At 62.2% G+C, this 26,120-nt stretch carries 28 protein-coding genes and 1 tRNA gene; 22 read left to right on the forward strand and 7 right to left on the reverse strand.

Going from position 1 to position 26,120, the window contains the following annotated elements; genetic code table 11:
* Positions 1 to 768: alpha/beta hydrolase (locus AC16XC_RS03080; RefSeq protein ID WP_484033171.1), on the reverse strand; the 768-nt coding region annotated here is incomplete at its 3' end.
* A gap of 455 nt (positions 769 to 1,223) precedes the next feature.
* Here AC16XC_RS03080 and AC16XC_RS03085 point away from each other — a divergent pair.
* Both AC16XC_RS03085 and AC16XC_RS03090 read left to right on the forward strand, forming a co-directional pair.
* On the forward strand, positions 1,224 to 2,510 hold the full coding sequence (locus tag AC16XC_RS03085; protein ID WP_484033172.1) for an adenylosuccinate synthase: 1,287 nt from the start codon (positions 1,224 to 1,226) through the stop codon (positions 2,508 to 2,510).
* 83 nt (positions 2,511 to 2,593) lie between these two features.
* Positions 2,594 to 3,592, forward strand: a complete 999-nt coding sequence (locus tag AC16XC_RS03090) for a winged helix DNA-binding protein (RefSeq protein WP_484033173.1) — start codon at positions 2,594 to 2,596, stop codon at positions 3,590 to 3,592.
* A 10-nt stretch (positions 3,593 to 3,602) separates the two neighbouring features.
* Here AC16XC_RS03090 and AC16XC_RS03095 read toward each other — a convergent pair whose 3' ends face one another.
* Both AC16XC_RS03095 and AC16XC_RS03100 read right to left on the reverse strand, forming a co-directional pair.
* On the reverse strand, positions 3,603 to 4,172 hold the full coding sequence (locus tag AC16XC_RS03095; protein ID WP_484033174.1) for a class I SAM-dependent methyltransferase: 570 nt from the start codon (positions 4,170 to 4,172) through the stop codon (positions 3,603 to 3,605).
* Between the two features lie 192 nt (positions 4,173 to 4,364).
* Positions 4,365 to 4,814, reverse strand: coding sequence for a host attachment family protein (locus AC16XC_RS03100; protein ID WP_484033175.1), 450 nt, complete (start codon positions 4,812 to 4,814; stop codon positions 4,365 to 4,367).
* A 90-nt stretch (positions 4,815 to 4,904) separates the two neighbouring features.
* Between AC16XC_RS03100 and AC16XC_RS03105 the strand changes: the two genes are divergently transcribed.
* Positions 4,905 to 4,980: transfer RNA gene (locus AC16XC_RS03105), tRNA-Val, on the forward strand.
* 77 nt (positions 4,981 to 5,057) lie between these two features.
* Here AC16XC_RS03105 and AC16XC_RS03110 read toward each other — a convergent pair.
* Positions 5,058 to 5,894 (reverse strand): hypothetical protein, encoded by an 837-nt coding sequence (locus AC16XC_RS03110; protein ID WP_484033176.1) that lies wholly within the window; start codon positions 5,892 to 5,894, stop codon positions 5,058 to 5,060.
* 324 nt (positions 5,895 to 6,218) lie between these two features.
* Between AC16XC_RS03110 and AC16XC_RS03115 the strand changes: the two genes are divergently transcribed.
* The 3 genes from AC16XC_RS03115 to AC16XC_RS03125 all read left to right on the forward strand — a co-directional run bounded on the left by AC16XC_RS03115 (position 6,219) and on the right by AC16XC_RS03125 (position 9,363).
* Entirely contained in the window at positions 6,219 to 6,401 is a 183-nt protein-coding gene (locus AC16XC_RS03115) for a hypothetical protein (protein WP_484033177.1), read from the forward strand.
* A gap of 261 nt (positions 6,402 to 6,662) precedes the next feature.
* Positions 6,663 to 7,640 (forward strand): glycosyltransferase family 2 protein, encoded by a 978-nt coding sequence (locus tag AC16XC_RS03120; protein WP_484033178.1) that lies wholly within the window; start codon positions 6,663 to 6,665, stop codon positions 7,638 to 7,640.
* Between the two features lie 49 nt (positions 7,641 to 7,689).
* Complete coding sequence (locus AC16XC_RS03125; protein WP_484033179.1) at positions 7,690 to 9,363, forward strand: hypothetical protein; 1,674 nt, start codon at positions 7,690 to 7,692, stop codon at positions 9,361 to 9,363.
* 16 nt (positions 9,364 to 9,379) lie between these two features.
* On the opposite strand, the gene AC16XC_RS03130 is transcribed toward AC16XC_RS03125, so the two are convergent.
* Positions 9,380 to 9,646, reverse strand: coding sequence for a hypothetical protein (locus AC16XC_RS03130; RefSeq protein WP_484033180.1), 267 nt, complete (start codon positions 9,644 to 9,646; stop codon positions 9,380 to 9,382).
* A gap of 140 nt (positions 9,647 to 9,786) precedes the next feature.
* On the opposite strand from AC16XC_RS03130, the gene AC16XC_RS03135 reads away from it, so the two are divergent.
* Complete coding sequence (locus AC16XC_RS03135) at positions 9,787 to 10,026, forward strand: hypothetical protein (RefSeq protein WP_484033181.1); 240 nt, start codon at positions 9,787 to 9,789, stop codon at positions 10,024 to 10,026.
* A 30-nt stretch (positions 10,027 to 10,056) separates the two neighbouring features.
* Here the strand turns inward: AC16XC_RS03135 and AC16XC_RS03140 are convergent, their stop codons facing one another.
* Positions 10,057 to 11,109: a phosphatase PAP2 family protein gene (locus AC16XC_RS03140; RefSeq protein ID WP_484033182.1), complete on the reverse strand. Its 1,053-nt coding sequence runs from the start codon at positions 11,107 to 11,109 to the stop codon at positions 10,057 to 10,059.
* A 481-nt stretch (positions 11,110 to 11,590) separates the two neighbouring features.
* Between AC16XC_RS03140 and AC16XC_RS03145 the strand changes: the two genes are divergently transcribed.
* From AC16XC_RS03145 to AC16XC_RS03205, 13 genes are all read left to right on the forward strand, one after another.
* Positions 11,591 to 11,773: a Flp family type IVb pilin gene (locus AC16XC_RS03145; protein ID WP_484033183.1), complete on the forward strand. Its 183-nt coding sequence runs from the start codon at positions 11,591 to 11,593 to the stop codon at positions 11,771 to 11,773.
* Between the two features lie 90 nt (positions 11,774 to 11,863).
* Positions 11,864 to 12,739 carry a Flp pilus assembly protein CpaB gene (cpaB, locus tag AC16XC_RS03150; RefSeq protein ID WP_484033184.1) on the forward strand — a complete coding sequence of 292 codons (876 nt, stop codon included), beginning with the start codon at positions 11,864 to 11,866 and terminating at the stop codon, positions 12,737 to 12,739.
* The gene (locus AC16XC_RS03155; RefSeq protein ID WP_484033185.1) at positions 12,726 to 14,144 is read left to right on the forward strand and encodes a type II and III secretion system protein family protein; all 1,419 of its coding nucleotides are present in this window, start codon (positions 12,726 to 12,728) and stop codon (positions 14,142 to 14,144) included. The genes cpaB and AC16XC_RS03155 overlap by 14 nt, the downstream gene beginning before the upstream one ends.
* Positions 14,134 to 14,454, forward strand: coding sequence for a hypothetical protein (locus tag AC16XC_RS03160; RefSeq protein ID WP_484033186.1), 321 nt, complete (start codon positions 14,134 to 14,136; stop codon positions 14,452 to 14,454). Before AC16XC_RS03155 ends, AC16XC_RS03160 begins: the two co-directional genes overlap by 11 nt.
* Before the next feature lie 21 nt (positions 14,455 to 14,475).
* Positions 14,476 to 16,080: a pilus assembly protein TadG-related protein gene (locus AC16XC_RS03165; RefSeq protein ID WP_484033187.1), complete on the forward strand. Its 1,605-nt coding sequence runs from the start codon at positions 14,476 to 14,478 to the stop codon at positions 16,078 to 16,080.
* On the forward strand, positions 16,077 to 16,640 hold the full coding sequence (locus tag AC16XC_RS03170; protein ID WP_484033188.1) for a TadE/TadG family type IV pilus assembly protein: 564 nt from the start codon (positions 16,077 to 16,079) through the stop codon (positions 16,638 to 16,640). The genes AC16XC_RS03165 and AC16XC_RS03170 overlap by 4 nt, the downstream gene beginning before the upstream one ends.
* Before the next feature lie 2 nt (positions 16,641 to 16,642).
* On the forward strand, positions 16,643 to 17,284 hold the full coding sequence (locus AC16XC_RS03175; protein WP_484033189.1) for a TadE/TadG family type IV pilus assembly protein: 642 nt from the start codon (positions 16,643 to 16,645) through the stop codon (positions 17,282 to 17,284).
* Positions 17,281 to 18,480 (forward strand): CpaE/TadZ family protein, encoded by a 1,200-nt coding sequence (locus AC16XC_RS03180; protein WP_484033190.1) that lies wholly within the window; start codon positions 17,281 to 17,283, stop codon positions 18,478 to 18,480. The genes AC16XC_RS03175 and AC16XC_RS03180 overlap by 4 nt, the downstream gene beginning before the upstream one ends.
* Positions 18,477 to 19,865, forward strand: a complete 1,389-nt coding sequence (locus AC16XC_RS03185) for a TadA family conjugal transfer-associated ATPase (RefSeq protein WP_484033191.1) — start codon at positions 18,477 to 18,479, stop codon at positions 19,863 to 19,865. The genes AC16XC_RS03180 and AC16XC_RS03185 overlap by 4 nt, the downstream gene beginning before the upstream one ends.
* Positions 19,862 to 20,863, forward strand: a complete 1,002-nt coding sequence (locus AC16XC_RS03190; protein ID WP_484033192.1) for a type II secretion system F family protein — start codon at positions 19,862 to 19,864, stop codon at positions 20,861 to 20,863. The genes AC16XC_RS03185 and AC16XC_RS03190 overlap by 4 nt, the downstream gene beginning before the upstream one ends.
* Entirely contained in the window at positions 20,864 to 21,835 is a 972-nt protein-coding gene (locus AC16XC_RS03195; protein WP_484033193.1) for a type II secretion system F family protein, read from the forward strand.
* An 88-nt stretch (positions 21,836 to 21,923) separates the two neighbouring features.
* Positions 21,924 to 22,493 carry a hypothetical protein gene (locus tag AC16XC_RS03200; RefSeq protein WP_484033194.1) on the forward strand — a complete coding sequence of 190 codons (570 nt, stop codon included), beginning with the start codon at positions 21,924 to 21,926 and terminating at the stop codon, positions 22,491 to 22,493.
* On the forward strand, positions 22,490 to 22,969 hold the full coding sequence (locus AC16XC_RS03205; protein ID WP_484033195.1) for an A24 family peptidase: 480 nt from the start codon (positions 22,490 to 22,492) through the stop codon (positions 22,967 to 22,969). The genes AC16XC_RS03200 and AC16XC_RS03205 overlap by 4 nt, the downstream gene beginning before the upstream one ends.
* On the opposite strand, the gene AC16XC_RS03210 is transcribed toward AC16XC_RS03205, so the two are convergent.
* On the reverse strand, positions 22,934 to 23,470 hold the full coding sequence (locus AC16XC_RS03210) for a hypothetical protein (RefSeq protein ID WP_484033196.1): 537 nt from the start codon (positions 23,468 to 23,470) through the stop codon (positions 22,934 to 22,936). The two genes, AC16XC_RS03205 and AC16XC_RS03210, sit on opposite strands and share 36 nt — an antisense overlap.
* Positions 23,471 to 23,536: 66 nt before the next feature.
* Here AC16XC_RS03210 and AC16XC_RS03215 point away from each other — a divergent pair, with 66 nt between their 5' ends.
* Both AC16XC_RS03215 and AC16XC_RS03220 read left to right on the forward strand, forming a co-directional pair.
* Positions 23,537 to 24,121: a hypothetical protein gene (locus tag AC16XC_RS03215; protein ID WP_484033197.1), complete on the forward strand. Its 585-nt coding sequence runs from the start codon at positions 23,537 to 23,539 to the stop codon at positions 24,119 to 24,121.
* A gap of 387 nt (positions 24,122 to 24,508) precedes the next feature.
* Positions 24,509 to 26,120, forward strand: a 1,612-nt coding sequence (locus AC16XC_RS03220) for a DUF5801 repeats-in-toxin domain-containing protein (RefSeq protein WP_484033198.1), incomplete at its 3' end; no start/stop codon positions are given.

Below are 26,120 nucleotides of genomic sequence, written 5' to 3' on the forward strand. Positions count from 1 at the left end.
GGCCGGCGTCCCGGCCTTTTGGAGCGCGGCGGCGAGATCCTCGCTCTGCTTGCGCGCATCCTCGCGCTGGACGTGCAGGATCAGGAATTCGGGCGCATTGGGGCCGGCCGCGTGGAGCGTCGGCGAGAGCGAGCGATGCCGCGCCGGATCGCTGCCGAAGGCCTGGCGATAGGTCCCGCGCATCAGGATTCCGGCATGGTCGAGCTGGTAGGCGACATCGTAGGCCGCGCCGTCGAGCGGGACGATCCCGGCGACGTCGGCAAGCGCCAGCCCGGCCTGGCGGAAATATTGGGGATCGGTGCCGACCAGCGCGACGAGATGCGCCCCGGCGCTGTGCCCGACCAGCGCGATCCGCTCGCCGTCGAAGCCGAGCCGCGCGGCGTTGTCTTTGAGGTAGGCGACCGCATCGGCGACATCCTGCGCCTGCTGTTCGACCGTGTTGTCCGGCACCAGCCGGTAATTGACCGAAGCGACCGAATAGCCGAGTTCCTGCCAGTGGCTTAGCTTGGCCGAGCCGTCCATCATCTGCTTGTCGCCGCGTTTCCACCCCCCGCCATGGACGAACACCACCAGCGGGGCATTACGGGTGCGGCCCGCCCAGTAGTCGACTTCCTGGAGCTTGTCGGGTCCGTATTTGAGCGCCTGCTTGGCGCTCTCGGCAACGCTTGCCACCCGGGAGGCTTCGCGCTGGGCCGAAGCGGAATCGGCGCCGGTCAGCGCAAGGCTGGAAACGAATAGCAGGCTCGCGGCATAGGCAAGATAATGCATGGCAATCGTCCTTACTCGCCCCCTTCGACACAAACCTAGCCAGCGGGGAATGGAACGCCAGTCGCGGATTGTCGCGCTTTGTCACCCGGGGCAGCTTAACCCTGCCTTGCCTGTGCGAGTGGCAGCCGGTTTTCCTACTTGGGCGGATTGCGCTAACCGGGGTTGATGGATCGGAATGCCACAAGTCGTGACCTCACCGTGCCGCGCGCTGCACTGCGTCGCGCCAGTAGGAAATTCCCGTTCTTCCGGACGCAAGAAGATTTTAATTTCCCGGGAGTGGCCGACTGTCACTCTCGGCAGGTCAAGCGATTGAAAGATAGGGGGGTTTCAACCCGGACACGAAGTGTTGGACATGTCACCTGTGTCACCCTTGACCGGGCAGGCGGACGGGCCTGTTGCCCTTCGCCGACAACCCGCCTAGGGCCGCGCGGGTTTGAATCGGAAGGACCAGACGCTTGGCCAATGTCACCGTGATCGGCGCCCAATGGGGCGATGAGGGCAAGGGCAAGATCGTCGACTGGCTCGCCAGCCGCGCCGATGCGGTGGTCCGTTACCAGGGCGGGCACAATGCCGGCCACACGCTGGTGGTCGGCAACACCACTTACAAGCTCAGCCTGCTGCCCTCGGGAATCGTCCGGGGCACGCTCTCGGTGATCGGCAACGGCGTGGTGCTCGATCCGTGGCACTTGCGCGACGAGATCGAGAAATTGCGGGGCCAGGGGCTGACAATCACGCCCGACAATCTCCATGTCGCCGACAATTGCCCGCTGATCCTGCCGTTCCACCGCGACCTTGACGGGCTGCGCGAGGATGCCAGCGAGTTCAAGATCGGCACCACCCGCCGCGGGATCGGCCCGGCCTATGAGGACAAGGTCGGCCGCCGGGCGATCAGGGTCTGCGACCTTGCCCATCTCGACGCGATCGACCCGCAGATCGATCGCCTGTGCGCCCATCACGACGCGGTCCGCGCCGGTTTCGGCGAAAGCCCGATCGATCGCGAACGGCTGAAGCGCGAGCTGGCCGAGATTGCCCCGGTCGTGCTGCCCTTTGCGCGGCCGGTATGGCGCGATCTCAACGAGGTCCGCCGCCAGGGCAAGCGCATATTGTTCGAAGGGGCGCAGGGGATGCTGCTCGATGTCGACCACGGCACCTATCCCTTTGTGACCAGTTCGAACACCGTGGCGGGGACCGCCGCCGCCGGTTCCGGGCTGGGGCCGGGCGCGACCGGCTTCGTGCTCGGGATCGTCAAGGCCTATACCACACGCGTCGGCTCGGGCCCGTTCCCGACCGAGCTCGAGGACGCAAACGGCCAGCGGCTGGGCGAGCGCGGGCATGAATTCGGCACCGTCACCGGGCGCCAGCGGCGCTGCGGCTGGTTCGATGCGGTGCTGGTGCGGCAGAGCTGCGCCATCAGTGGCGTTACCGGGATCGCGCTGACCAAGCTCGACGTGCTCGACGGGTTCGACGAGGTCAATATCTGTACCGGCTATCTGCTCGATGGCGAGCTGCTCGACTATTTCCCGTCGCATTCAGCCGAACAGGCGCGAGTCGAGCCGGTCTACGAGACCATGGCGGGCTGGAGCGAGACCACCGCCGGCGCGCGCAGCTGGGCCGAGCTCCCGGCGCAGGCGATCAAGTATATCCGGCGAATCGAGGAATTGATCGATACCCCGGTGGCGCTGGTTTCGACCAGCCCCGAGCGCGAAGACACGATCCTGGTGAAGGACCCGTTCGTCGACTGATCTGCCGCGGACTACGCAATTGTACTTGACGTAATCCCGTTTTGTTCTCATCCTGTTCTCAAGGTCGAACAGGAGTCGTGGCGATGGCGCAGGCCGATTTTGCCTATGAACCCGCGAATGACGCGGCCGGCTTGCCGCTGGCGGTCTCGATTTTTGCCGATCGCGCGCATTTGCGCGAGGATCTGCGCGAGGATGCGGCGGCGGCGGGATTGCGGATTGCGCAATGCGGCGCGTTGGCCGATCTGCTCGCCGGCGAGGCCCGCCCGCTGGGCGAAGTGGTCCTGCTCGATTGCCCGCAAGTCGACGCGGCGGCGCTGGCCGCGCTTTCCCGGCTCGACATGCGCGTCGCCCATGCGGGTGCGCAACTGGTCGTTTCGACCAGCGTCGATGCGCTCGACGACGTATTTGCCTGCCTCGACCAGTCCAATCCCCAATTGCTGGTCGACCCCGGCCGCGCCGAGCGCGTTATCGCGCTCGGTCGCGTGCTGGCGCGGCTGCCGCATTTGCGGCTGCGCGAACTGTCGGAAGAAGACCGGCTGGTTCTGTTGCGGCTGACCGAGCAGGTCGGCCAGATCGCCGAACGGCTGGAGCGGATCGGCGCGGGAAAGCCCGAGGCGAAGCAGGGCTCCGTTGCCGAAGACAGTGTATTTCGCTTCGAGAGCCCGGCGCCAGCCTTCGCCGCGCAGGGCAGCGAGCAGCCGGGCGAGCGGCTCGCCCGCGCGGCGCGCCCGCCGCTGCCCGATCCGCGGCTGGTGCGGCGGATCATCCGCCAGCGGCAATTGCGCGCGCGCTTTTTCGATGGCGAACTGTTCGCCGACCCGGCCTGGGATATCCTGCTCGACCTCACCGCCGCGCGCGCCGAGCATGAGCGGGTCTCGGTCACGTCGCTGTGCATCGCTTCGGGTGTGCCGCCGACCACGGCGCTGAGGTGGATCGCGCAGATGACCGAGGCCGGGCTGCTCGAACGGGTCGAGGACGAAGCCGATCGCCGTCGCGCCTTCATCGCGCTGACCGACCGAGCGGCGGACGGGATGGCGCGCTATTTCGCCGAACTCGGCAAGGCGGCTGCGCAGCTGGTGTAAGCGGCGACGTTCAGCCTTGCGGCTTGATCGCCTCCAGTTCGTAATAGATCGCCTTGGCGGGCATCATCCAGCAAAGATAGCGTTCGTAAAGCTCCGGGAAACGGTTTCCGAAGGCCTTGGGAATTGCCGCGAGGCCATGTCCGCGGCCTTCGGGCACGCCGAAAATGCGCTTCCTCATCCTGAACATCCCGGCGTGCCTTGTGGCGTAATCGGTCTCGCCGGTGAAGCGGTCGAAGGTAGTGTAGGCGAAGAAGGTCCTGTGGGTCGGGTCGCGATAGGCATCGGGTCCCGAATAATGCGGGCACAGCACCTTCAACATGCCGCCCGGCTGCAATATCCGGTGGATCTCGACCACGCTGGCAATGAAGTCGGCGACATGTTCGAGCGAGTTGTAACATCGGACTTCGGCGAAGGAATTGTCTTCGAATGGATAGGGGAAAGCGTCGAAATCATGCACCACGTCGACCACGGCTGAGGGGTAGATATCCATGCCTATATAGCCCGGCGGCTTGTTGGGCCCGCAGCCGAAATCGAGCTTGCGGCCCGAGAGCGCCGAGGCCTTCGCGAGTTCAGGTTCCATTTGTCCCTCTTCCTACCGCACGGGCCTAGCATCGCAACGGCGGATCAAGAAGCATTGCGGCATCGAGACCCGTTTCCTCCTTGCCATCGGCGGCAAGATCGGTTTCGGGCGGCGGACGGGTTGGCGTGCTATCTCGCCGAACTCGGCAAGGCGGCAGCGCAACTGAATTGGTGTTCCACCGCAGTCCTGGCTTCAGGCCTCGGGTTGCGCGACAATTACCTTGATGATGCCATCGGTTTCCTGGTTGGCGAGGTCCTTGGCGATTTCGCCTTGCAGGCGACTTTGCGTTTCCCGGCCGTAGTGCTTGCGCAACTCGCCCAGGGTCCTGGGCGCAGCCGCGACTATGACCGGGACGCCGCCTTCCTGCTGCGCGGCCTTTTCCAAAATTCCGGCTGCATGGCGGGCGAAATCGTCTTCCGACTGCTGGTGCCAATCGGTGTCACCATAGGCGCTGCGCCGGTCGCTCGAGCTCGAAAAGCTGCGGCCCGGCCGGTCGGCACCTTGCTCGCTGGTAGGCGGATTGTCCGCCACTTCATGCGCCAGCGTTTCGAGTACGGGAAATTTCTCGTCACCCTCGTTGCGGAACAGGAGCAGTTTGGATCCATCAGCCACTAGCACCAGCGTTCCGTTGCTTATTTTCATCGTGCTCTCTCCTATTCCTGTCAAACTCGGCAAACCAGCTTCCCCTTGGCCGCAAGATAAGCTAGGGGCGCGCCCTCGCTTGAGAGCGAAGGGCGATTAGCTCAGTTGGTAGAGCATCTCGTTTACACCGAGAGGGTCGGCAGTTCGAGCCTGTCATCGCCCACCATTCCCATTTTGAACATCGGTCCGGTGAGAGACCAGCAATCCATGGGGTCGCATCGCATCGCTCGCCGAGCGGTTCTCTCAATACGCAGGGTTGATCGATTTCACCGCCGAGGCGGTTGCGCCTCGCAAGGTCAGCTTGCCACCATTGTCCCGCAGGATCGCGACGACCTGATCGCGCAGGTCCTTGTCGATGCCAGGGCCGACCGACACGTAAATCTTGCCGCTATGGATGATCTGGGCGAATTTTTCGGATGCTACTCCATCGACATCATTGTCGCTCAGCATCCGGGCGAGCGCGCCCCCGGTCGCTCCCGCGATCGAACTGAAGACGGCGAAGCTCGATCCGGTCGAGGTTGCCAGGGTGCCAATGGCCGCGAGAATGCCGATCTCAGGCAAGGCCAGGATCATCATGCCGAACAGTAGCCCGGTGACGCTTCCCCCGGCCACGGAATAGGCCACGCTCGACCGTGAATGTCCGGCATGATCGAATACATCGGCTCCCAGGAATTCGTTGGCCCGCGCCATCAGCGAAACCGACTCGTCCGCTACCCCCGCCGATCGCAGGGCCTTCAGCGCCCGCATTGCGGCGTTGCGATCTTCGAACAGCGCGGTCGTGTGGCTATGCGCCGTCGAAACCTGCAATTCCTTGGCGGAAGCAAAGGCGGTCGCAAACTTGTTGCGCTCGGATTCGGTGCGGAAATTGGCTCTCAAGCCTGCGTTACGGTGAAGCCGGGCGACGCTGCGCGAGACGATGTCTTCGTCAAGGGTCCTCAGCAGCACCTCGACCGAAGATGGTTTGAGCACCTTGTCGGTACCGCGATCGATCCAGTCTACCGATTGCGGGCGCGGATCGGCCGTCGTCAGGAAATTGAGAGCGAACAATTCGTCCGCCTTTATGACGTAGGCATTGGGCATCCTGCGCTCCGGTCAAGAGAGTCCAAATTAGCTTGGCGGCCTTGCGGACGTCCAGAGGCCTTGGATTGGCTGTCTCATCCCAGAACAGCGTTGCGGCATTGATTCCGCGGCGTGGCTGTCCGCAAGTACGCTTCACGGGATATTGCCGGCATCGATCCGCAGCCTCCACCAGGCAAGGGTCCTCGATCTCCGGCAAGTCCGGCTTCGCGCGTTAACACTTTGGCCCTGACTGTTCCCGAGTTGAGACTTTGCGGATTCCCCGCTTCCCAAGCGTGGCAAATCCGGTGACTGGGTGGTCGTCCGACCGATAGCCGGAGATGCAAAATGGAAACCGTTGTCGAATATCGCGAACGTGCCGACGCACTGGTCCGTGAAGCCGAAGAATCGCTGTTGCCGAATGTGAAGGGGCTCAAGCTCGAAGCCGCGCGGCGTTTCAGGAGCATTGCCGAAGAGCTGGAGATCATGATCTGCTCCAGGCCCACCTCGACCATCGATTGGGTCTATTGACGCCGGAATCGAACCCGGAGCTTTGGAAAGCCGGATTAAAGCGCGAATTGCACGCGGCAGGCCTCGGCATTGCGCAATTCAGCGAGTTTGCGCTTGAGGCATGACCTGTGGCGCCACACGCGTACCGGCGTCAAAAAATAATAGGCCATGTCACTTGCTCCTTGATCAACCCTCGCGGGTGACAAGGAATGCGGGATTATGGTTAACAAATCCCTAACTGGATTGGCTGGCTTCACAGTCCATTTCGGGGTTAGATGCCGAATGGCCAAGCTGATCATCCAGATTCCCGCGTTCAACGAAGCCGATCACCTCGAAGCGACGATCGCGGACCTGCCCAAGGCGATCGCCGGAATCGATACAATCGAATATTTGCTGATCGACGATGGCAGCAGCGACGGCACCGCTGAAAAGGCGAAAGCGCTCGGGGTCCATCACATCGTCAGGCACCGCCGCAATCGGGGCTTGGCGGCAGCGTTCACCAGCGGACTCGAATTCGCCATCGCCCAAGGCGCGGACATCATCGTCAACACCGATGCTGACAACCAGTATGACGGGCGCGACATCCCGGCCCTGGTCGAGCCCATCCTGGACGGAACCGCCGACCTGGTGATCGGCGATCGCGGAGTGGGCGACAATGTCCATTTCGGCTCCGGCAAGCGCGGCTTGCAGCGCCTGGGAAGCGCCGTGGTCAGGCGGCTGTCCGGGATTGGTGTGAAGGATGCGGTCAGCGGCTTCAGGGCGATGAGCCGCGAAGCCGCCTGCCAGATCTTCGTGGCGTCGGACTTTTCCTATACCACCGAAATGCTGGTTCAGGCTGGACGAAAGCGCCTGTCGGTGGTGGCGGTGCCGGTCCGCACCAATGGTCCGGTCCGGCCTTCGCGCCTGTTCAATTCCATACCGCATTTCCTTTCCAATACCGGCACCACGATCCTGCGCGCCTATGCAATGTACAATGCGCTGCGGGTATTCGTTTTCATCGGGATCCTGCTGGTCCTCGGCGGGACCATTCCGATCCTGCGGTTCCTCTATTTCCTGGCTACCGACCAGGGCCAGGGGCATATCCAGTCGCTGATCCTCGGGGTCGGGCTGATGGTGCTGGGCGGGCTTTCGATCCTGCTGGGTGTGGTTGCCGACCTGGTCGGAGCCAATCGCAAGCTGATCGAGCAGGTGTTGCGGCGCATCCAGCGGATCGAGGATCACCAGATGCGCTCCGATGATGGGCATAAGCCTGAAGATTGAACCAGGTGCCTTTGCCTATCGCGCCCGGACCCGGTAGCAATCCTCCAGCATGAAGTGGCCGTTCCAACTGCGCAAAAGCGAATTGCCGCTGGCGGGCATGTTTGCCCTGTTCGCCGTTCTCCAGCTGGTCCTGCTGGTGCGGCTGAACATCAATTGGGACGAATATTTCTTCCTCAGCCAAGTGCATAGCTACCTTGCCGGAACCCTGACCGAGCCGGTCCAGACCTTTCCGGTCCAGCTCTTGTGGCCTATTGCCCTGCTGCCGCTGGACGATCCCGACCGGATCCTCGCCGGCCGGCTGGCGATGTTCGCCTGCGAAATGGTGTCGCTTTATTGCGTCTACCGGATCGCGCGCCTGTTCAGCGATCCTGTCTCGGCCCTGTTCGCGCCCGTGGCCTGGATTGCGGCGGGATATGCGCTGGCCCACGGCATGAGTTTCCGGGCCGATCCGCTGGCGGGAAGCCTGATGATGGCATCGCTGGCGCTGCTGTTTTGCAGCTCGCTCAGTTGGCGCGCGGCACTTGCCGCGGGTATTCTTGCCGCGCTGGGGTTGATGGTCACCTTGAAGTCCGTGCTGTTCTTGCCTGCATTTGCCGCGGCCCTGGCCTGGCGCTGGGGCGCTGTGCAAGCACGCGGACAGGTGATCGCAGGCTTTGCGGTTGCCCTCGCGTCATTGCTGGTGACTGCAGCGATATTGTGGTTCGTCCATGTGGGCTTGCTTGCGCCTGCAGCTGCTTCGTCGGCGCCGGAGGTCGCCGGCAAGACTGCCGCCGCGGCAGTGCAGGGCGAACAGATCGTCGAGAAAGTCGTGTTGACCAACGAGTGGTTTCCCCGCGGCCATTATATCGCCCGCTGGGCAATGCTCGGTTTCCTGTCGGTCGGGCTGGCCCTTGGCGGAGTCTTGCTGGCGTTCAAGGAGGCATTGTCAGGAAGCAGGGCCAAGGGAGCGGCCCTGTTGCTCCTCGCCCTGCCACTCGTGTCGCTGGCATTCTATCGCAACGCTTTCCCATATTTCCTGCCCTTCATCTTCCTGCCTGCCGCGATCCTCGCCGCGTTCGCCGTAACCAGGATCCAAAGCCGGTTGAGCCGCAATGCGATGCTTGCAGGCATGGCGATAACCATGCTGATGCAATTTTCGCAGGACTGGCCGCGCGACCAGTCGGCGCAAAGGCAGGTCGCCCGCGAGGCGCAGCGGATCTTCCCGGACCCGGTCGGTTATATCGACCGCAACGGCATGCTGCCCTCCTATCCGAAAGTCGGCTTCCTGATGTCGACCTGGGGCGTCGAAGGGGTCGTAGCGCGCGGAAAGCCGGTGCTCGCCCCGCTGATCAGCCGCCGCCAGCCGCTTTTGGTCATCGCGAACACGCCCGTGCTGGAGGCCGCGCTCGATCCGGCTGCGGAGTGGGACGGTCCGATGCTGCATGGGGAAGACGTCGCGGCGCTGCGCGACAATTACATCCGGCATTGGGGGCCGCTTTGGGTGGCGGGCAAGGCGCTCGACGCTGCCGAAGGCGAATTTGCGTTGGTTATCGCCGGGACCTACACTTTGGAATGTGCCGGGGTGCGATCAATCGATGGATCGGAAGGTCCCTGCGGGTCGGCGTTCCCGCTGGCCGAGGGGCGGCATGAATGGAGCGGTGGCACGGCGCGGCTGCGCTGGGGCGACCATTTGCTTGTCCCCGAGGGTGAACCGCCCGCAGACCCGATCTATTACGGCTTCTGAAGCGCGGGACCGGTGCTCAGCCGGCGCGCGCCAGCTGCTGTTCGCGCTTTTGCACAAGCAGCCGGTTGAGCTTCCGCCCGGCGACCAGCGGGACGACGACCGACAACGCGATTCCGGCCAGGGAGCAGATCCCGATCCAGATCGCCATGAGCGTGCCGCCGGCCTGGTAGATCCCGTACAGGACCGGCGCGGCGAGCACGAGGCCGCGGATCTCGTTCACGACGAGGGCCACGCCGCCAATCTTCAACAGCAGACCGATCGAGGCTATCAGGGCATTGCTCATGCAGCCTCAATGCCCGAAGAGTATTGAAAAACCCTTGCCGCCCGCGCCGGCCATTAGCGGGGGAAATCGCAAGAAACCGGCTTGCGAATATTTCATCGGAGTCTAAGCTTGCAGGAAAGATAACAAGGTTGGGGGTTGCAATGGCAGGTAGGATTACCGTCCATTGGTGCGCACGGTGCAAATCGTGGGTGCAGAGCCATTGCGGTGGCCATGCCGCGGATGATCGCGCGCGATCCGCGAATGACGACGCTGGCGACCGGCCGGTGATGTTCCCGAAGGCCTATAATTGCACGGTGTGCGGCGACGAGCTGGCGTCGCGCCCGATCCCGGGTTCGCGCGAAGAATCCCCCTGGCGGATACCAAGCCGGCAATGGGCCTGAACGGCGGTTCGCCGGATTTTCCCTGAGCTTCTATCCGTTTATCCCGCCAGGGGCTTGCCTGGCCCCGTCCGGAACGATCCTGCGCGCAATCGGCCCCGACCCGATCCAGATCGCGAGCGTGACGATAATCGCGAGATAGCCGTCGACCGCATAGTGATAGGCGAGGTGGACCGATCCGATCAGGGTGACGAGGAAAAACCCGCCGAACACCAGGCCGAGCAGGCGCGATTTGCGGCGCATCGCCAGCCAGAACAGGAAGGCCAGCGCGACATGCATCGACGGCATCGCGGAGATCCCGCGGCCGAGGCCGTAGTTTCCCTCCCTGTGCCATTCAAGCAATGTGTCTTGCACCGACAGGACAAATACCGGGTATTGCTCATTGGCCGCATTGAGGTAGGCCATCTGTTCCGCAAAATGGTCGTTGCCGAGCATCGGACCTATGAAGCAGGGTCCGACAGAAGCCAGCAACGTCGCCAGAATGCTGCCGATCACCACCCAGATCGCGAAATTCGCGATGAAGAACCTCGACCTGAGTTCACGATCGGTTTCAAACACCGCAAAGTAGATTCCTCCTCCGTAGATCAGCAGGATCCACAGATGATAAAGTGAGGAGAAGCCCGAGGTTACGATCGGATAGCCCAGCGCCGGTTGCATCAGCCGCCAGGGATCGTCGCCATGCAGCCATCGGTCCCACTCGATGAAGGCGGCGTCCCAGACAAAATCCTGGAACAGCGGGATCGCGCTTTTCATCGCAGAAAAGGAAGGCAAGAAGACCACCAGCGCGATCAGCATCGGCAGAGCCCTTTTGAGAGCCGAACAGACCGATTCGCTCCTGAGCAGCTTGATCGCGTCCCGAACCGGATAATCCGGCCGCTCGCGCCACAGGCGGAGGAGGAATGCCGGTAGAACGAAAAAAGCCAGCGCCGATCCGAAGAGCAAAAGGTTGCTGAGCGTTGCTTCCGGGCGGAATACGGAAACGCCCCTGATCGCGAGCAGGGCTGCAACCACCGCCCACACCAGGACCACGCCAATGAAAACCGGCCGGTCCTCCGCGAGGGAGAAGAACGGCAAACGCCTGTGCATGTCTGTCGTCCCTCGTTCCACTTGCTTTCCAGCCGGCAAGCATCCCCGCCACTTCTGCCAGGATGGCAAGGGCAGGTCGTCGCTGCATTGCGGGCGAGAATCAAGAATCGCGATATGTTAACTTCCGAATCATTGCGAAAGCGTTGTCGCCGGGAAAGTGGCCGTCAGTTCGTTAGCCATTTGCCTTAACCGCGATAGTTAACAGTCTGTCGCAATAACCCATTGAAAACTGGAGAAACAAATTTTCCCTTGTTAGGAAAGTTGACTGTGCAGGTGCAATATATGAGCTTTTCCCCAGTTCCGTTGGGGATCCAGTCCATTCGGTCCGGTGCGATTATCGCTTCAGGAATTGCAAGAATGGTCGCGCTGGTACCGAAAACTATCCCGGGCGGACAGGGCTAGCCGGAAATAGATGCCGGGGCCTTTTTGAGAATCTGCGGCCGGCAATCATGCCTGGTTCGCTTTGAATGGGGTAGTACCAATGCTTAACTTTGCAAAAACCTTCCTGCGCGATGAGAGCGGCGCTTCGGCTGCCGAATATGCTCTGATCCTCGTCATCATCGGCGGCGTTATCGTTGTCGGCGCCCTGGCTCTCTCGAATGCAATCGGTGGCGCCATGTCGAGCACTGCTGAAGTGATCAACAACAACGCACCGACTCCCTGATTTGTCTTGAACGACATTTGGGAAACAGGCCCGTAGCTTAATTGCTGCGGGCCTGTTACACTCCAGGCCTCACTGCTTAGGGGGGAGCCGTTGGAACGCCGTAATCTGATCATAATCGGGATTGCCCTGCTGGTCGGCCTGCTGGCTGTTTACCTGGTCAATTCCTGGTTCACCGGTGTCGAGGAGCGGCAACAGGCCGCTGCGCCGTCTGGCGAAATGGTCCAGATCGCCGTCGCACGGCAGAATCTCGACTTTGGCACAGCGCTGACCCGCGAGAATACGCGAATGGTCGCCTGGCCCGAACAATCCGTGCCTCCGGGCGCCTTCCGCCAGCTCGGCAATATCGCGAATTCCGGAAGGGTGGCGATCCGCCCGATCCTGGCCGGCGAGCCGATCCTGCGCGAACGCATTTCCGACCGCGCGGTCCTCTCGAAGAATATTCCCGACGACTTGCGGGCCATCACGGTCCCGGTCAACGAAGTGAACGGCGTGGCCGGCTTCGTGACCCCCGGCGATGTCGTCGATGTTTTCCTGACCCGGCAGATCCCCGGGGCAGAGCGCGGCGGCGACGACCGGATGACCACCGTGGTCCTCGAAAACGTCCAGGTCCTCGCGATCGATCGCAAGTCGAGCGAGCGCAATACCGAGCCGGCGGTGGCCGACAGCGCGACCCTGCTCGTCACCCAGCTCGATGCCCAGAAGCTCACGCTCGCCAGCCAGATCGGCCGGCTGACGCTGGCTCTGCGCAATGTCGAAAACCAGCTCGTCGGCTTCCCCGAAGTCGTTACGCCGCGCGATCTTGGCGGCGCGGGCGTGTTCGCCTATTCGGCTCCGCCGGCACAGGCGGTTGCCGCCACGAGCCAGCAGGCCCAGCCCGCTCCGCCCCGCAGGAGAGGTCCTACAATGGAAGTCTATCGCGGTGTCCAGAGCACAGATTACCAGGTGGAGCGTTATGGCCAGAACTAATCCGAGCTGGCGTATCGCCATTGCCGCCTCGCTGATGGGGGCGCTTGCCTGCCCGCTGCCGGTTGCCGCGCAGGTGGTGGCCGACAGTCTCCATGTCGGATCGCTCGACATCCCCTTGAACAAGAGCGAAGTCGTTCAGGCCGACCGGCCGATCGACCGGGCCATGATCGGCAATTCGGAAATCGCCGATGTGCTGCCGCTCACCGACCGGTCGATCTATGTGCTCGGCCGTTCGATCGGCACCACCAGCCTGACCCTGTACGATACCGGGGGCAGGGTGATCGCCGTGATGGATATCGCGGTCGGCCCCGATGTCGCGGCGTTGCAGACCCAGATCGACAAATTGCTTCCCGGCAGCCAGATCAGGCCTTCGATCTCGGGCACCTCGATCGTCCTGACCGGCCTCGCCAGCGATGCCGGCGAGGTAGACCGGGCGGTGCGGCTGGCACAGACCTATGCCGGCGAGGATGTCGTCAACCTCGTCGGGATCGGCGGCAGCCAGCAGGTCATGCTCGAGGTCAAGTTCGCCGAAGTCCGCCGCGAAATCGGCGAGGATGTCGGCGTCGGCAATTTCATTTCCGACCCTGATGGATCGTTCAACGCCGCGATCGGCGCGGGCGCCTCGCTCAACGCGAATCCGGACGGCCCCGGCACGATTTTCGGCCTCGCGAATGTCAGCAACAGCTTCGGCGTGTTCGGCAAGACTTTCTCCGCCATCGGCCTAGATTTCGAATCCTATCTCAACGTGCTCGAAAGCAAGGGCTACGCCAAGACCCTGGCGGAACCGACCCTGGTCGCCCTGTCGGGCGAGACGGCGTCGTTCCTGGCCGGCGGCGAGTTCCCCGTGCCGGTCGCGCAATCCGGCCGCAGCGGCGGTGACGGGGTTGCCAGCATTTCCGTCCAGTTCAAGCCGTTCGGCGTCAGCCTCGGCTTTACCCCGACCGTGCTCAGCGACAAGACCATCAATCTCAAGGTCGTACCCGAAGTCAGTTCGATCGACCCCGCGGCCTCGGTCCAGATCAACGGGATTTCGATTCCCGGCCTCCAGACCCGCCGCGCCAGCACGACGCTGGAACTGCGCGACGGCGAGAGCTTCGCCATCGCCGGGCTGATCCAGGAGGATTTCCGGACCACGATCAACCAGGTCCCGCTGCTCGGCTCGATCCCGATCATCGGCGCCCTGTTCAGGTCGACCGAGTTCCAGCAGGGCGAAACCGAACTGCTGATCGTGGTGACGCCGCGGCTGGTCGCGCCGATCAAGCCGAGCCAGGTCAAGCTGCCGACCGATGCGATCGAGGATCCGGTTGCCGCGGAAGCCATCCTGCTGGGTGAGCCGTTCAAGCGCAGCGACGATAATTCCGGAACCCAGACTTCGCCAACGGAGCTCGACGATTATGAATACTGATCTCCTCAAGGCCGCTTCCATCCCGGCTGTCCTGGCATTGCTCGGCGGTTGCGCGGCGCAGTCCGCGCTCGAACAGAGCAACAATATCAAGTTCGGCGAAAACACCCGCCAGACCTTTATGGCGCAGGTGATCGATCCGGAGCCGGTTTACGACGATCCCGTTCCTGTAGCCGATGGCGAGGTCGGCGCGGCCGCGGTCGAACGCTATCGGACCGACCAGGTCAAGGAGCCCGAGACCACCAGCGTGGGCGGCAGCAGCAGCAGCGGTAGCGGCTCCTCCTCCAGCAGCAGCTCTTCCGGTTCGAACTAATCTTATGGGGTATGGTGGCCGATGCCGTCTGGATCAGGACTTGAACCGCGAACCGAAACCGGCCCTGCCCTAGCGTCCAGGGCGAACGGGCGCTGCGCCCGTTTCGCCAGGGCATTCATCAAGGACGACTCCGCCGCAGTTGCGGCCTTCTATGGGGTAACCCTGTTCGTGCTCGTCGCGATCGTCGGCGTGGCGTGGGACTGGACGCGGATGACCGCGCTCGACAGCGAGTTGCAGAACGCGGCCGACCAGGCCGCTCTCGCCGCCGCCACCCAGCTCGACGGCAATGAAGGCGCGATCGACCGGGCAGAAGACGCCGCGACCTTGCTGGTCGAGAACTTCACCCGGATGTCGAACGACGGTTCGGGCGTCGCGCTCGCGATCGATCCGGACAACGGCTTCACCTTCTATGATGGCTATAACCAGGCGCCCGACACATTCGGCGCCGAGACGGCCGACGATGCGGCGGCAACCGTCGTCACGGTGCGGGTTGCCCCGCGCGAGGCGGTGTTCGGGATCACCCCGCTGGCCGGCTTTTTCCGTTCGGGCGAGATCATCGCGGAGGCATCGGCCTCGCTCGGCTCGGCGATCTGCAACACCCCGCCGGTAATGATCTGCAATCCGTTCGAGGATTCGGGCGACGAGGATTTGGTCAATTTCAGCGCCGACGATTATGTCGGGGTCGGGCTCAAACTGATTACCGACGATGCCGGAGCGCCGGGCAATTTCGGATTCCTGCGCAACGGGCTGGGCAACGGTGCAGCGAATTTGGCGCGATCACTCGGTCATGACAACCAGCCCGGCGAATGTGTTCCGGGCACCGGCGTGTCCACCGAACCGGGGCTCCAGGATGTCGTCTTCAATGCGCTCAACACGCGGTTCGACCTCGATGTTAATGGCGCGAACACGTGTCCCGATGGAGCGGAGAACTGCTCGGCCGCGGCCAATGTCCGCAAGGATTTGGTTCACCGGAATCAGTGCGGCATCACCGGCAATGGTTGGGTGCAGTCAGCCGCGCCTTACCGGCCCACATCGGACACACTTCTCACCGCGGCACAGCGCGATGCGATCGACGTCATGGGCCTGCCGCGCGACACCTGCCATGCCTGGAGCGAGGCCGGCAGTTGCGCGTCCGGCGACGGATACGGAATCGTCGGAACGGGGAACTGGGACCGGGACGCCTTTTTCAAGGTCAATTTTGGCTGGGAACCCGGCGAATGGGAAACCGAGACCGGGCTCGCCAGCGATGTGACCCGTTATGAAGTCTATGAGTGGGAAATCGCGAACCCGACTGCGGGCGAGCACACGGCGTCCACCAATCACGCTCATTCCCAGCCATATTGCCGGGCAGCTGGAGATGCGAACCGCCGCAAGATTACCGCGGCGGTGATCAACTGCGCCGCAGAAGGCGTTCAAGGCCAAAGGGATAATGTCGCGGTCGGCCAGTGGATGGAATTGTTCCTGGTCGAACCGTCTTTCACGCGGCGGCGGACCAGCAGCTCAAGCTCGGAGAAGATGACCGACGCCAACGACGTCTATGTCGAGATCATCCGCGCGGTCGATATCGGGGGCGATGCCGGGACAAACCCGGTGGTGAGGCGGGATATCCCGTACCTGATCCGATGAAACGCGCGCGCCCCGGATTCCGCAAGGACAGCTCGGGCGTCGCCGCCGCCGAAATGGCGCTGATGCTGCCGTTGTTGACCGTCATCCTGTTCGGAGGCGTGGAGATGGGCCATTTCTTCTGGTCCGAACACCAGGTGATCAAGTCGGTGCGCGACGGCTCGCGCTATGCCGGGCGGCTGAGTTTCACCAATTACGATTGCGAGTCCGGCGTGGACAGCGGCACGGAAGCGAATATCCAGTCGCTTACCCGCACCGGAGCAGTCGGCGGGAGCGATCCCGTGGTGCGCGGCTGGACCGACGACGCCAGCGTCACCGTCACCGTCGAATGCGTCGAGGGCGAGAGCTTTTCCGGCCAGGGCATCTATTCGAACCACTCGCGGACCGAGATCACCGAAGACGAAGAGGGCAACCCGGTCGAGACCGTCATTCCGCAGGCCATGCGAGTCACCGTCTCGGCCGCGGCGCCCTATCCGGCGCTGTTTTCGTCCTTCCCGTTCCTCGGTTTCCTCGACGGCGCGACGCTCAATGCCGAGGCCCAGAGCCCGGTGATGGGGTTCTGACGATGCGGCCGGGCTTCATCAGCAATACAAGCGGCAACAGCGCGGCGGAATTCGCCCTGGTGCTGCCGGTCGTGGTCGCGTTCTTCTTCGGGATCATCGATGGCGGGCGCTATTTCCTCGAGGTTAACCGCGCGGAAAAGGCGACCCAGGCCGGGGCTCGGGTGGCCGCGGTCACCGACATGGTGCCGCAGGGCCTCGTCACCTATTCCTATTCGCTGAGCAGCGGCGTGGGTCAGGGGCAGCCGGTCGACGAAAGCTATTTTCCCGGCGTCGAATGCACCCAGACCGGTTCGAGCGTTACCTGCGATTGGCTTTCCACGCCGGTGGACTCATTCGATCTCAATCCGGACAGCACCGCATTCGCCGAAATTGTCGATCGGATGGACGATTACATGCCGACGCTGACCGCCGAAAACGTGGAAATCGTCTATGGCAACTCCGGATTGGGCTTTGCCGGCGATCCAAGTGGTCCCGATGTGGCACCGTTTATAACTGTGCGACTTAGGGACATGGAATTCCAGCCGATCCTGACGGTCTTGTTCGGTGCTACATGGGGTTTGCCCGCGGCGCCTTATACGATTACGCAAGAAGATGGCCGGGGCGCATGTTACGAAGAGAAATCAAGCGACGGATGTGATTCATGACCGGGCACCAAGCCAACCATTTTCTCGGAAAGGAACGCGAATTGCGAGCCCCGCGTATCACTGTCGTTGCGAGTCCCGAAGAGATCGAGAAGCTCGAACGGACGGAAGGAACCGGCTGGCTGCACGATGCCGAGCTGGTTGCGCTGGGCGTCGCCGATCCGATCCCGAGCCAGATCGTCGATCGCGCGGAAGTCATCCTGATCGAAGTCGATCCCGAAGAGGAGCGCTCGATGCGCCGGATCGAGCAGGTCAAGGCGCGCAAGCCGGGCCTGCCGCAGATCGTGGCCCTGTCCAACGCCAATGTCTCGGTGGTGCGGACGGTCCTGCGCCAGGGCGTCTGCGACGTGGTCGCCAAGCCGCTCGATCCCGCCGAGATTCTCCAGGCTTCGCTGAGGCTGGTCGAGGCGAGCGAGGATTCTGCGGCAGAAACTGGCCTTGCCCCGATGATCGCCGTGGTCCGCTCGCTCGGCGGCTGCGGCACGACCACTCTCGTGACCCATCTCGCGCACGCGCTGCAAACCCAGTCGCACGACCATGCCGAAGTGTGCGTAATCGATCTCGATGTGCAGTTCGGTTCGATCGCGGATTCGCTCAGCCTGGTGCCCAGGCGCGACCTGTCCGACCTGATCGAGGCCGGTAACCGGCTCGACGGCCAGTTCCTGCGCTCGGTTGCGCTCCAGCACGAGAGCGGGATCAGCGTCATCCCCGCGCCGCGCGAAATCCAGCCGCTCGAGACGGTCGACACCGAACAGCTGCTGGAGATCCTGGAGGTTGCGAGGCGCGAATACTCGTTCGTGCTGGTCGACCTGCCTTCCAACTGGAGCAGCTGGAACCTGTCGGCGCTGATCGAGGCAAACCAGATCATCCTCTTGGTCGAACAATCACTGGCCAGCCTGAGGCAGGCCAAGCGCCGGCTCGACCTGTTCCGTTCGGTCGGAATTCCCGGAGACAAGACCTCGATCGTCGTCAACCGGGTGGAGAAGCGCCTGTTCGGCGCGATCAGCCTGTCCGACGTCGAGCAGACATTGGGACACGATATCGTCGGCAGCCTGAGGGAAGACGGCAAGGCGCTGTCCGAGGCACGCGACCATGGCATGTTGGTATCGCGGCTGAAGCCGAAGAGCCCATACGTCGCTGATGTAGCCAAACTGGCTGACTTGCTGGTATCGCGGATTTCCAGGACGAAAAGCGCATGAAGTGGCAACTTGGCAGGAAATCCGACGAATTGACGACGGGCGACGCGGAAGGCGTCGAGCCCGATGGACAGCTGCTTGCCAATGACGACGAGCAGGCGGTCGATCGCTTCCTCAATCTCAAGACGACGATCCATCGCAAGCTGATCGACCGGATCAACCTTGCCCTGCTCGACAAGATGTCGCGCAAGCAGATCGCGGCCGAGGTCGGCGACCTGATCTTCGAAATCCTGACCGATGAAGACGCCGCGCTGAACGCGAAGGAGCGTTCGCGGCTGGTCGAGGAGGTGCTCGACGAGCTGCTCGGACTTGGCCCGCTGGAGCCGTTGATTGCCGATGAGGGCATTACCGATATCCTGGTAAACGGCTACCGGACCGTATTTGTCGAGCGCAACGGCCTGCTCGAACGCACGCCGACCCGTTTCCAGGATGAGCGGCACCTGTTTCGCATCATCCAGAAGATCGTCAGCGCGGTCGGGCGAAGGATCGATGAATCATCTCCCTTTGTCGATGCCCGGCTGGCCGATGGGTCGCGCGTCAACGCCATCGTCGCTCCTTTGGCGATCGACGGGTCGCTGCTGTCGATCCGCAAGTTTTCAAAGAAGCCGATCAGCATTGCCCGGCTGATCGAGCTGGGCAGCGTTCCTCCGGAGATGGCCGAGGTACTCGAGGCAATCGTTCGCACGCGCCGGAATGTCGTCATTTCGGGCGGCACCGGTTCGGGCAAGACAACCCTGCTCAATGCCCTTTCTTCCTTTATCGACGGGCGTGAGCGGATCGTCACGATCGAGGATTCCGCCGAGCTCCAGTTGCAGCAGGAACATGTTGCCCGGCTCGAAACCCGGCCGCCGAATGTCGAGGGCAAGGGTGAGGTTACGCAGCGCGATCTGGTGAAGAATGCCCTGCGTATGCGACCCGACCGTATCATCGTCGGCGAGGTTCGCGCCGGTGAGGCTTTCGACATGCTCCAGGCGATGAACACCGGTCACGACGGGTCGATGACGACCGTTCACGCCAACACTCCGCGCGATGCCCTGTCCCGCGTCGAACAGATGATCGGCATGAGCGGAATCGACATTTCCTCGACTTCGGCCCGCGCCCAGATCGCATCGGCGATCAATATCGTGGTGCAGGTCGGGCGCCAGTCCGACGGCAGGCGGCGCGTGGTTAGCGTGTCGGAGATCGCCGGCATGGAAGGCCAGACCGTAACCATGCAGGAGATCTTCCGCTTCAAGCAGACCGGGCGCGGCGAAGCGGGAGAGGTTCTCGGCCATTTCGAAGCTACAGGGATCAGGCCGCGCTTCCTCAACGAGGCCCTCGAGCAGGGCATCGAGCTCTCCGCCGACCTGTTCAGGCCCGCGGTGAAACTCGGGGAAGGAAGGGCATGAGCCCGGAACTGATCCGGTTCTTTGCGCTGGTCGCGATATTCGCGTCGGTATTCCTGCTGGTCCAGGTGCTTACCCGCTATTCCATTTCGAAATCCTCCCACATTTCGGCAATCAACAAGCGGATGACGATGATCGCGCGCGGGATGGATCGCGATCTTGTCGCCGCCAAGCTGCGCAAGAACGATCCGGAGCTCGAGCCCCAAGTCTCGGGGGTTTTCGGCGCCTTCATTCGCAAATTGCGCGGCGATTTGCTGATGGCCGGCATTCCCTATGGCCCATATGAGGTTGGGGTGGCGATGTTTTCGGCATTCCTGCTTTTATCACTTATAATCAGTGGGTTGATCTGGACTTCCTCATTCACGCTTTCGACCGGGGTGTTTCAGGTCGTCCTGGCATTTTCGGCTGCGGTCGGGGTTTTCCTCCCCCTGCTGGCGATCAAGTTTCTCGCGCAGCGCAAGCGCAAGCGCATGCAGGACCAGTTCCCGGTCGCGCTCGACATTTTCGTCAGGGCGCTGAGGTCCGGTCACCCGGTCGCGTCCGCGATCGATCTCCTGACCCAGGAGATGGAAGACCCGATCGGCTCGGAATTCGGGCGGGTTTCCGACGAAGTTGCCTATGGTGTGGAACTCACCGATGCGCTCGATGCCCTTGCCGAACGCTGGGACCTCGACGATATCCGGATGTTCGTGGTCTCGCTGTCGATCCAGAACGAGACCGGCGGCAATCTTGCGGAAATTCTTGAAAACCTGTCGCATGTGATCCGGGAACGGGCAGCGCTCTACCTCAAGGTTCGAGCGCTGAGTTCGGAGGGCCGCATGACCGGCATCTTGCTCACCGTGCTGCCGGTCATCACCTTCGTGATGATCTTTACCGGAAATCCGTCATTCTATCTCGATGTTGCGCAGGACCCGATCTTCTACATCGGATTCCCGGTCCTGATCCTGTGGTATTTCGTGGGCATGTTCTGGATTCGAAAGCTGGTGGATCTCAAGGTTTAGATGTTTGAATTCATAGCAAATAACCTCATCGCGAGGCTGACCCTGCTGGCCCTGGTGTTCGGCATCGTCGTGTATGCGGCAATTCGCATGGCCGAGGCGATCGCGAGACGGTCTGCCGTGCGCGAAGACCTGAGGGAAATGTTGGGCGCGTCGGGCCTGGTGACCGGCAGGACCCGGTTGACCGAAACGAAGGATGGCGCCTGGAACAGGCTTGCCGACCAGATCGAGAAAATCGGACTTAGCCTCGCCGATACCAGGGGCGACGATTTGCGAAGGAAGTTGATTGCGGCCGGCTATGCATCCACGGCGGCGCCGCGAATCTTCACCCTGGTGAGATTCCTGATGGTCTTCCTTCTGCCAGGCGCTTTCATCCTGTTCAGCTCGCTGGTCGGCCAGCAGCTCACCTTTACCCGCCTCTACCTTTATGGCGGAATACTTGCGCTCCTTGGGTTGTACCTGCCCAATCTCTATGTGACCGCGCGAGCCGACCGCCGTCGCGAGACGATCAATAACGGATTTCCGGACTGTCTCGACCTGATCCTCGTCTGCGTCGAGGCCGGGCTTGGCCTCGAAGCCGCGCTGGATCGCGTCGGGCGCGAAATGGTCACATCGCACCCCCTGGTTGCGCAGCTCCTGTCCAATGTCACCCTGCAATTGCGGGCCGGAGCAGAACGCGGCGACGCGCTACGCCGGATGGGGGAAATGAGCGGAGTCGACGAGATCAAGAGTTTCGCGACGATGCTGATCCAGTCGGACAAGCTGGGTACGAGCCTGTCCGACACGCTGCGCGTTTACGCTGCCGAAATGCGCGAGAAACGCCGCTTGCGCGCGGAGGAAAAAGCGCACAGAATCCCGGTCCTGATCTCGATACCCTTGGTCGTCTGCATGCTGCCGACCATGATTGGTGTTCTGATGGTTCCGGGTGCAGTTCGAATTGTACGTTTGTTGATACCAACCCTCACAGGAGGCTGATATGCGGAACTTGGGCAAATTCGCGCTTTTCTTGGCTGCCAGCACGGCGCTTGCGGGATGCCAGTCGATCTGGGGCGGCGGTTCGACAATGGCACGATCGGACACGGACGGGCAGCGGGCGATCGCAGCAGATCCGATGGTCCTTGCCTTGGATCAGGGTCGTGAATCGTTGAAGCAAGGCCGGATCGCGGAGGCTATTTCCTATTTCCAGTTCGCGCGGAACAATCCCGCAGTGAGTGGCGATGCCATCAACGGCATCGGCGTGGCCTATGCCAAGCTGGGCCGGGAAGATCTGGCGCGGCGCTATTTTTCCTGGGCGCTGGCCGTCGATCCGGCGAATGACCGTTTTGCCGCCAATCTCCTGCGGCTCGATTTCAACGTCGCGCTCGCCAAGAGCGAGCAGCAGCGCAAGGAGCAGGAGCGCCTGGCGATCGCCGAGCCGAAGCCCGAACCCGCCCAGCCGGTCTATGTGGCTCCGGAAAAGATCGAGCGCGTCGCCAAGGGAGTGATCCAGCTCAACCTGACCGACCAAGGCCAGCAGGCGCCGCAAATGGCGGTCGGCAGTCGCGACGCCAAGAAAGCAGACGGTGAATCGCAGCTCGCCGCAGCCGAGCCGCAGCGCAAGGTCGTCCAGTTTCCGAGGGCCGACGCCGAATGATATTTAGCCTCGCCGCCACCATTGGCGTGGCACTGTTCGGGGCGTTTCTGGATTTGCGATACCGGCGCTTGCCGAACTGGCTGTGCCTTGTCCTTGCTGCCACCGCTTTGGCCAATCTGCTTCTCGGCTTTGGCGCCTCCTACGTGCCCGGGGCTTTGCTGCACGCAGTGATTGCGCTGGTCCTGGGGATGATCGCGTTCAAGCTGGGAATGATCGGCGGGGGAGACGCCAAATTTTACTCCGCGGCGGCCTTGGGATTACCGCTCGAGAAGGGCCTGGCCTTGCTCGGCTGGACATCGATCGCCGGCCTGGTGCTGCTGCTTGTCATGATGACGATGCGGCATGCATTGAAGGTCAGCATCGGTCCGCAGGACGACAAGGGCCGGGCGCTGGTTCCCTATGGCGTCGCGATCGCGCTGGGCTATGCCACCGCGCTGCTGCTAAGTCCGGAAGTCAATCGCGCCTTCGGGATTTGATTCCGCGACAGGGGTCGGAGCGCTCGGCCAGCAATCGACGCTCTGCCCCATAATGGGCGGCGCAGGATCAAGCGCATTGCAAATCTTGTCGCAGGGGAGCAGGTTTTGGCTATGTTCCGCCATTGTCCGACATCCTTGTTCTGGCTGGTCGCGGTCCTCATTGGGGGATGCCTGCTTGCGGCGGAGGTTACTGCCTTTGGCCGCAGCTTCGATCCAATCGCCATCCATGTCGCCGGCTTCGCATTCCTGGGGCTGCTGGCAACTTCGGCCTATCCATTCACGCGCAATTCCCAGCTCTTTTTGGGCCTGGCGCTGTTTGCGAGCGCGATCCAGATTGCCCGAATAGTTTTGGGAGCCGATGGCGGAGATGCGGTGAGGATATGGCTTGCCGCCGTCGGGACCAGCCTTGCGACATTGTTGCTTGTTGCGACGATCAGGAAATTGTTCGGCAGGAGGCTTGCCTTGCCGGCACCCGCAAGCAGGCAGCCGTGGCACAGTCATGTTGCGCGCCCGGCCCTGATTGTTTCGCTGGCCCTGACCGTTACTCTCCTGTTTTCTCCCGGGCCGTTGATCGAGGTCGCGGACTCGGATGTGCTGCGCATCCCTTTGGGAGACATCATGGGGCTGGAAGACGAATTTGCAGACCCTCCAGACGACGGCCGTGAACCGGCGATCGCAACCGGCATCGGCCCCGGGTCTGGCGAAAGCGCCGCCCAGGGCCTGAAGATAGCCGTGCTTTCAGACAGGCAATTATTGCCGCAATTTGACAATATCTCTGCCGTGACACTGGATGACGCCGCGCTTTCGGGTATCGGCAATCCGCAATCGCGGGCCGCGACCGAGCGTAATGCCGGTCTGGGATCGATTTCCGCGCTGGATTACGATCTCGGGGGACAATTGCGGTCGAATGGTACAATCCGGGTCAGCAAGCCTCTGAAGATTGCCGATCGCGATACCGGCGAACTCACCTTGCTGATTGATCCGAATTCCCAGATATTTGCGGATTTCGGACAGATTTCGGCGATCATGCCGGACCTGGCGGGTGCGCTCGAAGCTACCGAGGGAAAGTTTGTCAGCTTCTCGGAGCTCCGTCGATCGGGGATCGCGATCAGCTATGACGCAGTTCGGGATGTTGTCGTAATCTCGAATTGATCCGGCAAGTTTGGCGCCCCAAGAACCTGTTAACTAACGATGTTTTCGGGCTCGCTCGATGCCGGAAGACCAGCTCCGCATGATTTGAACGATATCCGGCGGTTTCGGTCCGGATTGGGACAGGTTGTCAGAATGGCACTCAACCTGCCGCAAGATATGGTTAATTTCCTTGAAACCATAAGCCTCACCTGTGACAACTTATCCACAAGCAGAACCCTCGCTCCGAGTCGGCTACCGGCTTTGAAAACAGGGGGTCAGTTTAATCGGGCGCTGGGCAACGCTTTGACTCCCGGTCAAGGGGACCGGGTTTGAATCATTGAATGCTGTCCAGCATCGTACCGGCTTCGCTCCTCCTTGAGTGGATGCGACAAGATGGGAAGACGTTTGATGGAATTCATTGACTCGAACGGCAGTGCTTCAGAGTTCGGCTCCAATGGCACCCCCGCAGATGCATCTGAGGGTAGCGGCAACGCGAATGGTCGAACCATCGTCCTCATGCCGGACGAGAACAACGTCGTTGTTCTGCCCGACGGTATAACGCTCGAGGAATTCCGCGCCGAAGGCCAGAACCTGGTTGTCGTCGCTGCGGATGGCACCCGGTACCTGATCCCCAACGGGGTTGTCGTCGTTCCGGAGCTGGTCGTCGAGGGGGTGGTTATTCCGCCGCTCAATATCGCGGCCTTGCTGACCGACCAGGAAGTCGCTCCGGCGGCCGGCAATACGCCCAGCTCGGGCGGCGATTTCGCTGCGCCGGTCGATCCGATCCAGGCCGCCTACGATCTGGGTAACCTGCTTCCCTACACCGAACTCACGCGCGAAGTGCAGCCCGAGGAAGAGGTTCTTCCCGGGATTGACGACGAGCCCGAAATCCTGAGCATCGACGATCTTGGAGTCGATGAAGACGGGCTTGAAGGCGCCGTCGTCGATGGCGTTCCGCCCCGCAGTTCTCCCGATGAAACCGATGGCGGCGAAAATCTCGTTTCGAACGGCTTTGTGGTGGTCGATTTCGGGCTAAACCAGCCGGCCGACCTGCTCGGCTCGATCGCGTTTGTCGATACGCCCGAACTCGACGGAGTCTTGTTCACTGCCGCCGGCGTTCCGGTCACCTTCCAGCTCGTTGGCGACGATCTCGTCGGCTTTGCGGACGGTGAAGAAGTCATCGTCTTCAGTTTTGTCGGGGCGGTTGAAGGCCCGAATTCGGGCGAAGTGACCTACGAATACACTGTGACACTGTTGCAGGCGCTGCAGCATCCGGAAGCAGGTGTAGAGGATATCATCGTCCTTAGCGGCATTACCTTTGTGGTGACCGATGCCGATGGCGATACCGCAACTGGCAGTTTCTCGGCTTCCATCCTCGACGACGTCCCCCTGATCGACGACGAGAATCCGACCGTCCAGCTCGACGATGACGTGTTCGACGGCAATCCGGACGGCGTCGGCGATGATCCGAACTCGGTGAATACGACGGGAACTCTGGCCGGCAATGCAGGTGCGGATTCGCCGGGCGTATTTGCCCTTACCGGAGCAACCCTGCCGGCGGGATTCGCGATTGCCTCGAACAATGGCACGACCCTGATCATCAGCCAGGGCGGCACCAATGTCCTCCAGGTTACGCTTACCGATCCGGAAACGGGTGCCTATCAGGTCACCCAGCTGGCGCCGATCGATCATCCGGCCGGCCAGGACGAGAATAACGTCCAATTCACGATTACTTACACCCTGACGGATGCCGACGGCGATTCCGATGAGGGAACGCTCGTCATCGATGTCGACGACGATACGCCGGTCATCGAAGACGGCCAGCAAGGCGAACTTCCGACATTGGTACTCGACGAAAGCCCGACCGACGAGGACGAGGGCGGCGATTTCGATCCAGCCGGCGTCAGCAGCGTAACCGAGAACTTTGCCGGCGCGTTCGGCAGTTCGATAGATTACGGCCCGGACGGTCCAGGTGCGACGGCTTACAGCCTGTCCCTGTCCGCCGACGGCGTCCCCTCCG

The organism is Candidatus Andeanibacterium sp. (assembly GCF_057143545.1).

What these genes read in the sequence shown, in the direction of transcription:
- AC16XC_RS03090 (WP_484033173.1), top strand. Translation starts at nt 2,594, where the DNA reads ATGGCGCAGGCCGATTTTGCCTATGAACCCGCGAATGACGCGGCCGGC.
- AC16XC_RS03095 (WP_484033174.1), bottom strand. Translation starts at nt 4,172, where the DNA reads ATGGAACCTGAACTCGCGAAGGCCTCGGCGCTCTCGGGCCGCAAGCTC.
- AC16XC_RS03100 (WP_484033175.1), bottom strand. Translation starts at nt 4,814, where the DNA reads ATGAAAATAAGCAACGGAACGCTGGTGCTAGTGGCTGATGGATCCAAA.
- AC16XC_RS03110 (WP_484033176.1), bottom strand. Translation starts at nt 5,894, where the DNA reads ATGCCCAATGCCTACGTCATAAAGGCGGACGAATTGTTCGCTCTCAAT.
- AC16XC_RS03115 (WP_484033177.1), top strand. Translation starts at nt 6,219, where the DNA reads ATGGAAACCGTTGTCGAATATCGCGAACGTGCCGACGCACTGGTCCGT.
- AC16XC_RS03120 (WP_484033178.1), top strand. Translation starts at nt 6,663, where the DNA reads ATGGCCAAGCTGATCATCCAGATTCCCGCGTTCAACGAAGCCGATCAC.
- AC16XC_RS03125 (WP_484033179.1), top strand. Translation starts at nt 7,690, where the DNA reads ATGAAGTGGCCGTTCCAACTGCGCAAAAGCGAATTGCCGCTGGCGGGC.
- AC16XC_RS03130 (WP_484033180.1), bottom strand. Translation starts at nt 9,646, where the DNA reads ATGAGCAATGCCCTGATAGCCTCGATCGGTCTGCTGTTGAAGATTGGC.
- AC16XC_RS03135 (WP_484033181.1), top strand. Translation starts at nt 9,787, where the DNA reads ATGGCAGGTAGGATTACCGTCCATTGGTGCGCACGGTGCAAATCGTGG.
- AC16XC_RS03140 (WP_484033182.1), bottom strand. Translation starts at nt 11,109, where the DNA reads ATGCACAGGCGTTTGCCGTTCTTCTCCCTCGCGGAGGACCGGCCGGTT.
- AC16XC_RS03145 (WP_484033183.1), top strand. Translation starts at nt 11,591, where the DNA reads ATGCTTAACTTTGCAAAAACCTTCCTGCGCGATGAGAGCGGCGCTTCG.
- AC16XC_RS03155 (WP_484033185.1), top strand. Translation starts at nt 12,726, where the DNA reads ATGGCCAGAACTAATCCGAGCTGGCGTATCGCCATTGCCGCCTCGCTG.
- AC16XC_RS03160 (WP_484033186.1), top strand. Translation starts at nt 14,134, where the DNA reads ATGAATACTGATCTCCTCAAGGCCGCTTCCATCCCGGCTGTCCTGGCA.
- AC16XC_RS03165 (WP_484033187.1), top strand. Translation starts at nt 14,476, where the DNA reads ATGCCGTCTGGATCAGGACTTGAACCGCGAACCGAAACCGGCCCTGCC.
- AC16XC_RS03170 (WP_484033188.1), top strand. Translation starts at nt 16,077, where the DNA reads ATGAAACGCGCGCGCCCCGGATTCCGCAAGGACAGCTCGGGCGTCGCC.
- AC16XC_RS03175 (WP_484033189.1), top strand. Translation starts at nt 16,643, where the DNA reads ATGCGGCCGGGCTTCATCAGCAATACAAGCGGCAACAGCGCGGCGGAA.
- AC16XC_RS03180 (WP_484033190.1), top strand. Translation starts at nt 17,281, where the DNA reads ATGACCGGGCACCAAGCCAACCATTTTCTCGGAAAGGAACGCGAATTG.
- AC16XC_RS03185 (WP_484033191.1), top strand. Translation starts at nt 18,477, where the DNA reads ATGAAGTGGCAACTTGGCAGGAAATCCGACGAATTGACGACGGGCGAC.
- AC16XC_RS03190 (WP_484033192.1), top strand. Translation starts at nt 19,862, where the DNA reads ATGAGCCCGGAACTGATCCGGTTCTTTGCGCTGGTCGCGATATTCGCG.
- AC16XC_RS03195 (WP_484033193.1), top strand. Translation starts at nt 20,864, where the DNA reads ATGTTTGAATTCATAGCAAATAACCTCATCGCGAGGCTGACCCTGCTG.
- AC16XC_RS03200 (WP_484033194.1), top strand. Translation starts at nt 21,924, where the DNA reads ATGGCACGATCGGACACGGACGGGCAGCGGGCGATCGCAGCAGATCCG.
- AC16XC_RS03205 (WP_484033195.1), top strand. Translation starts at nt 22,490, where the DNA reads ATGATATTTAGCCTCGCCGCCACCATTGGCGTGGCACTGTTCGGGGCG.
- AC16XC_RS03210 (WP_484033196.1), bottom strand. Translation starts at nt 23,470, where the DNA reads ATGACTGTGCCACGGCTGCCTGCTTGCGGGTGCCGGCAAGGCAAGCCT.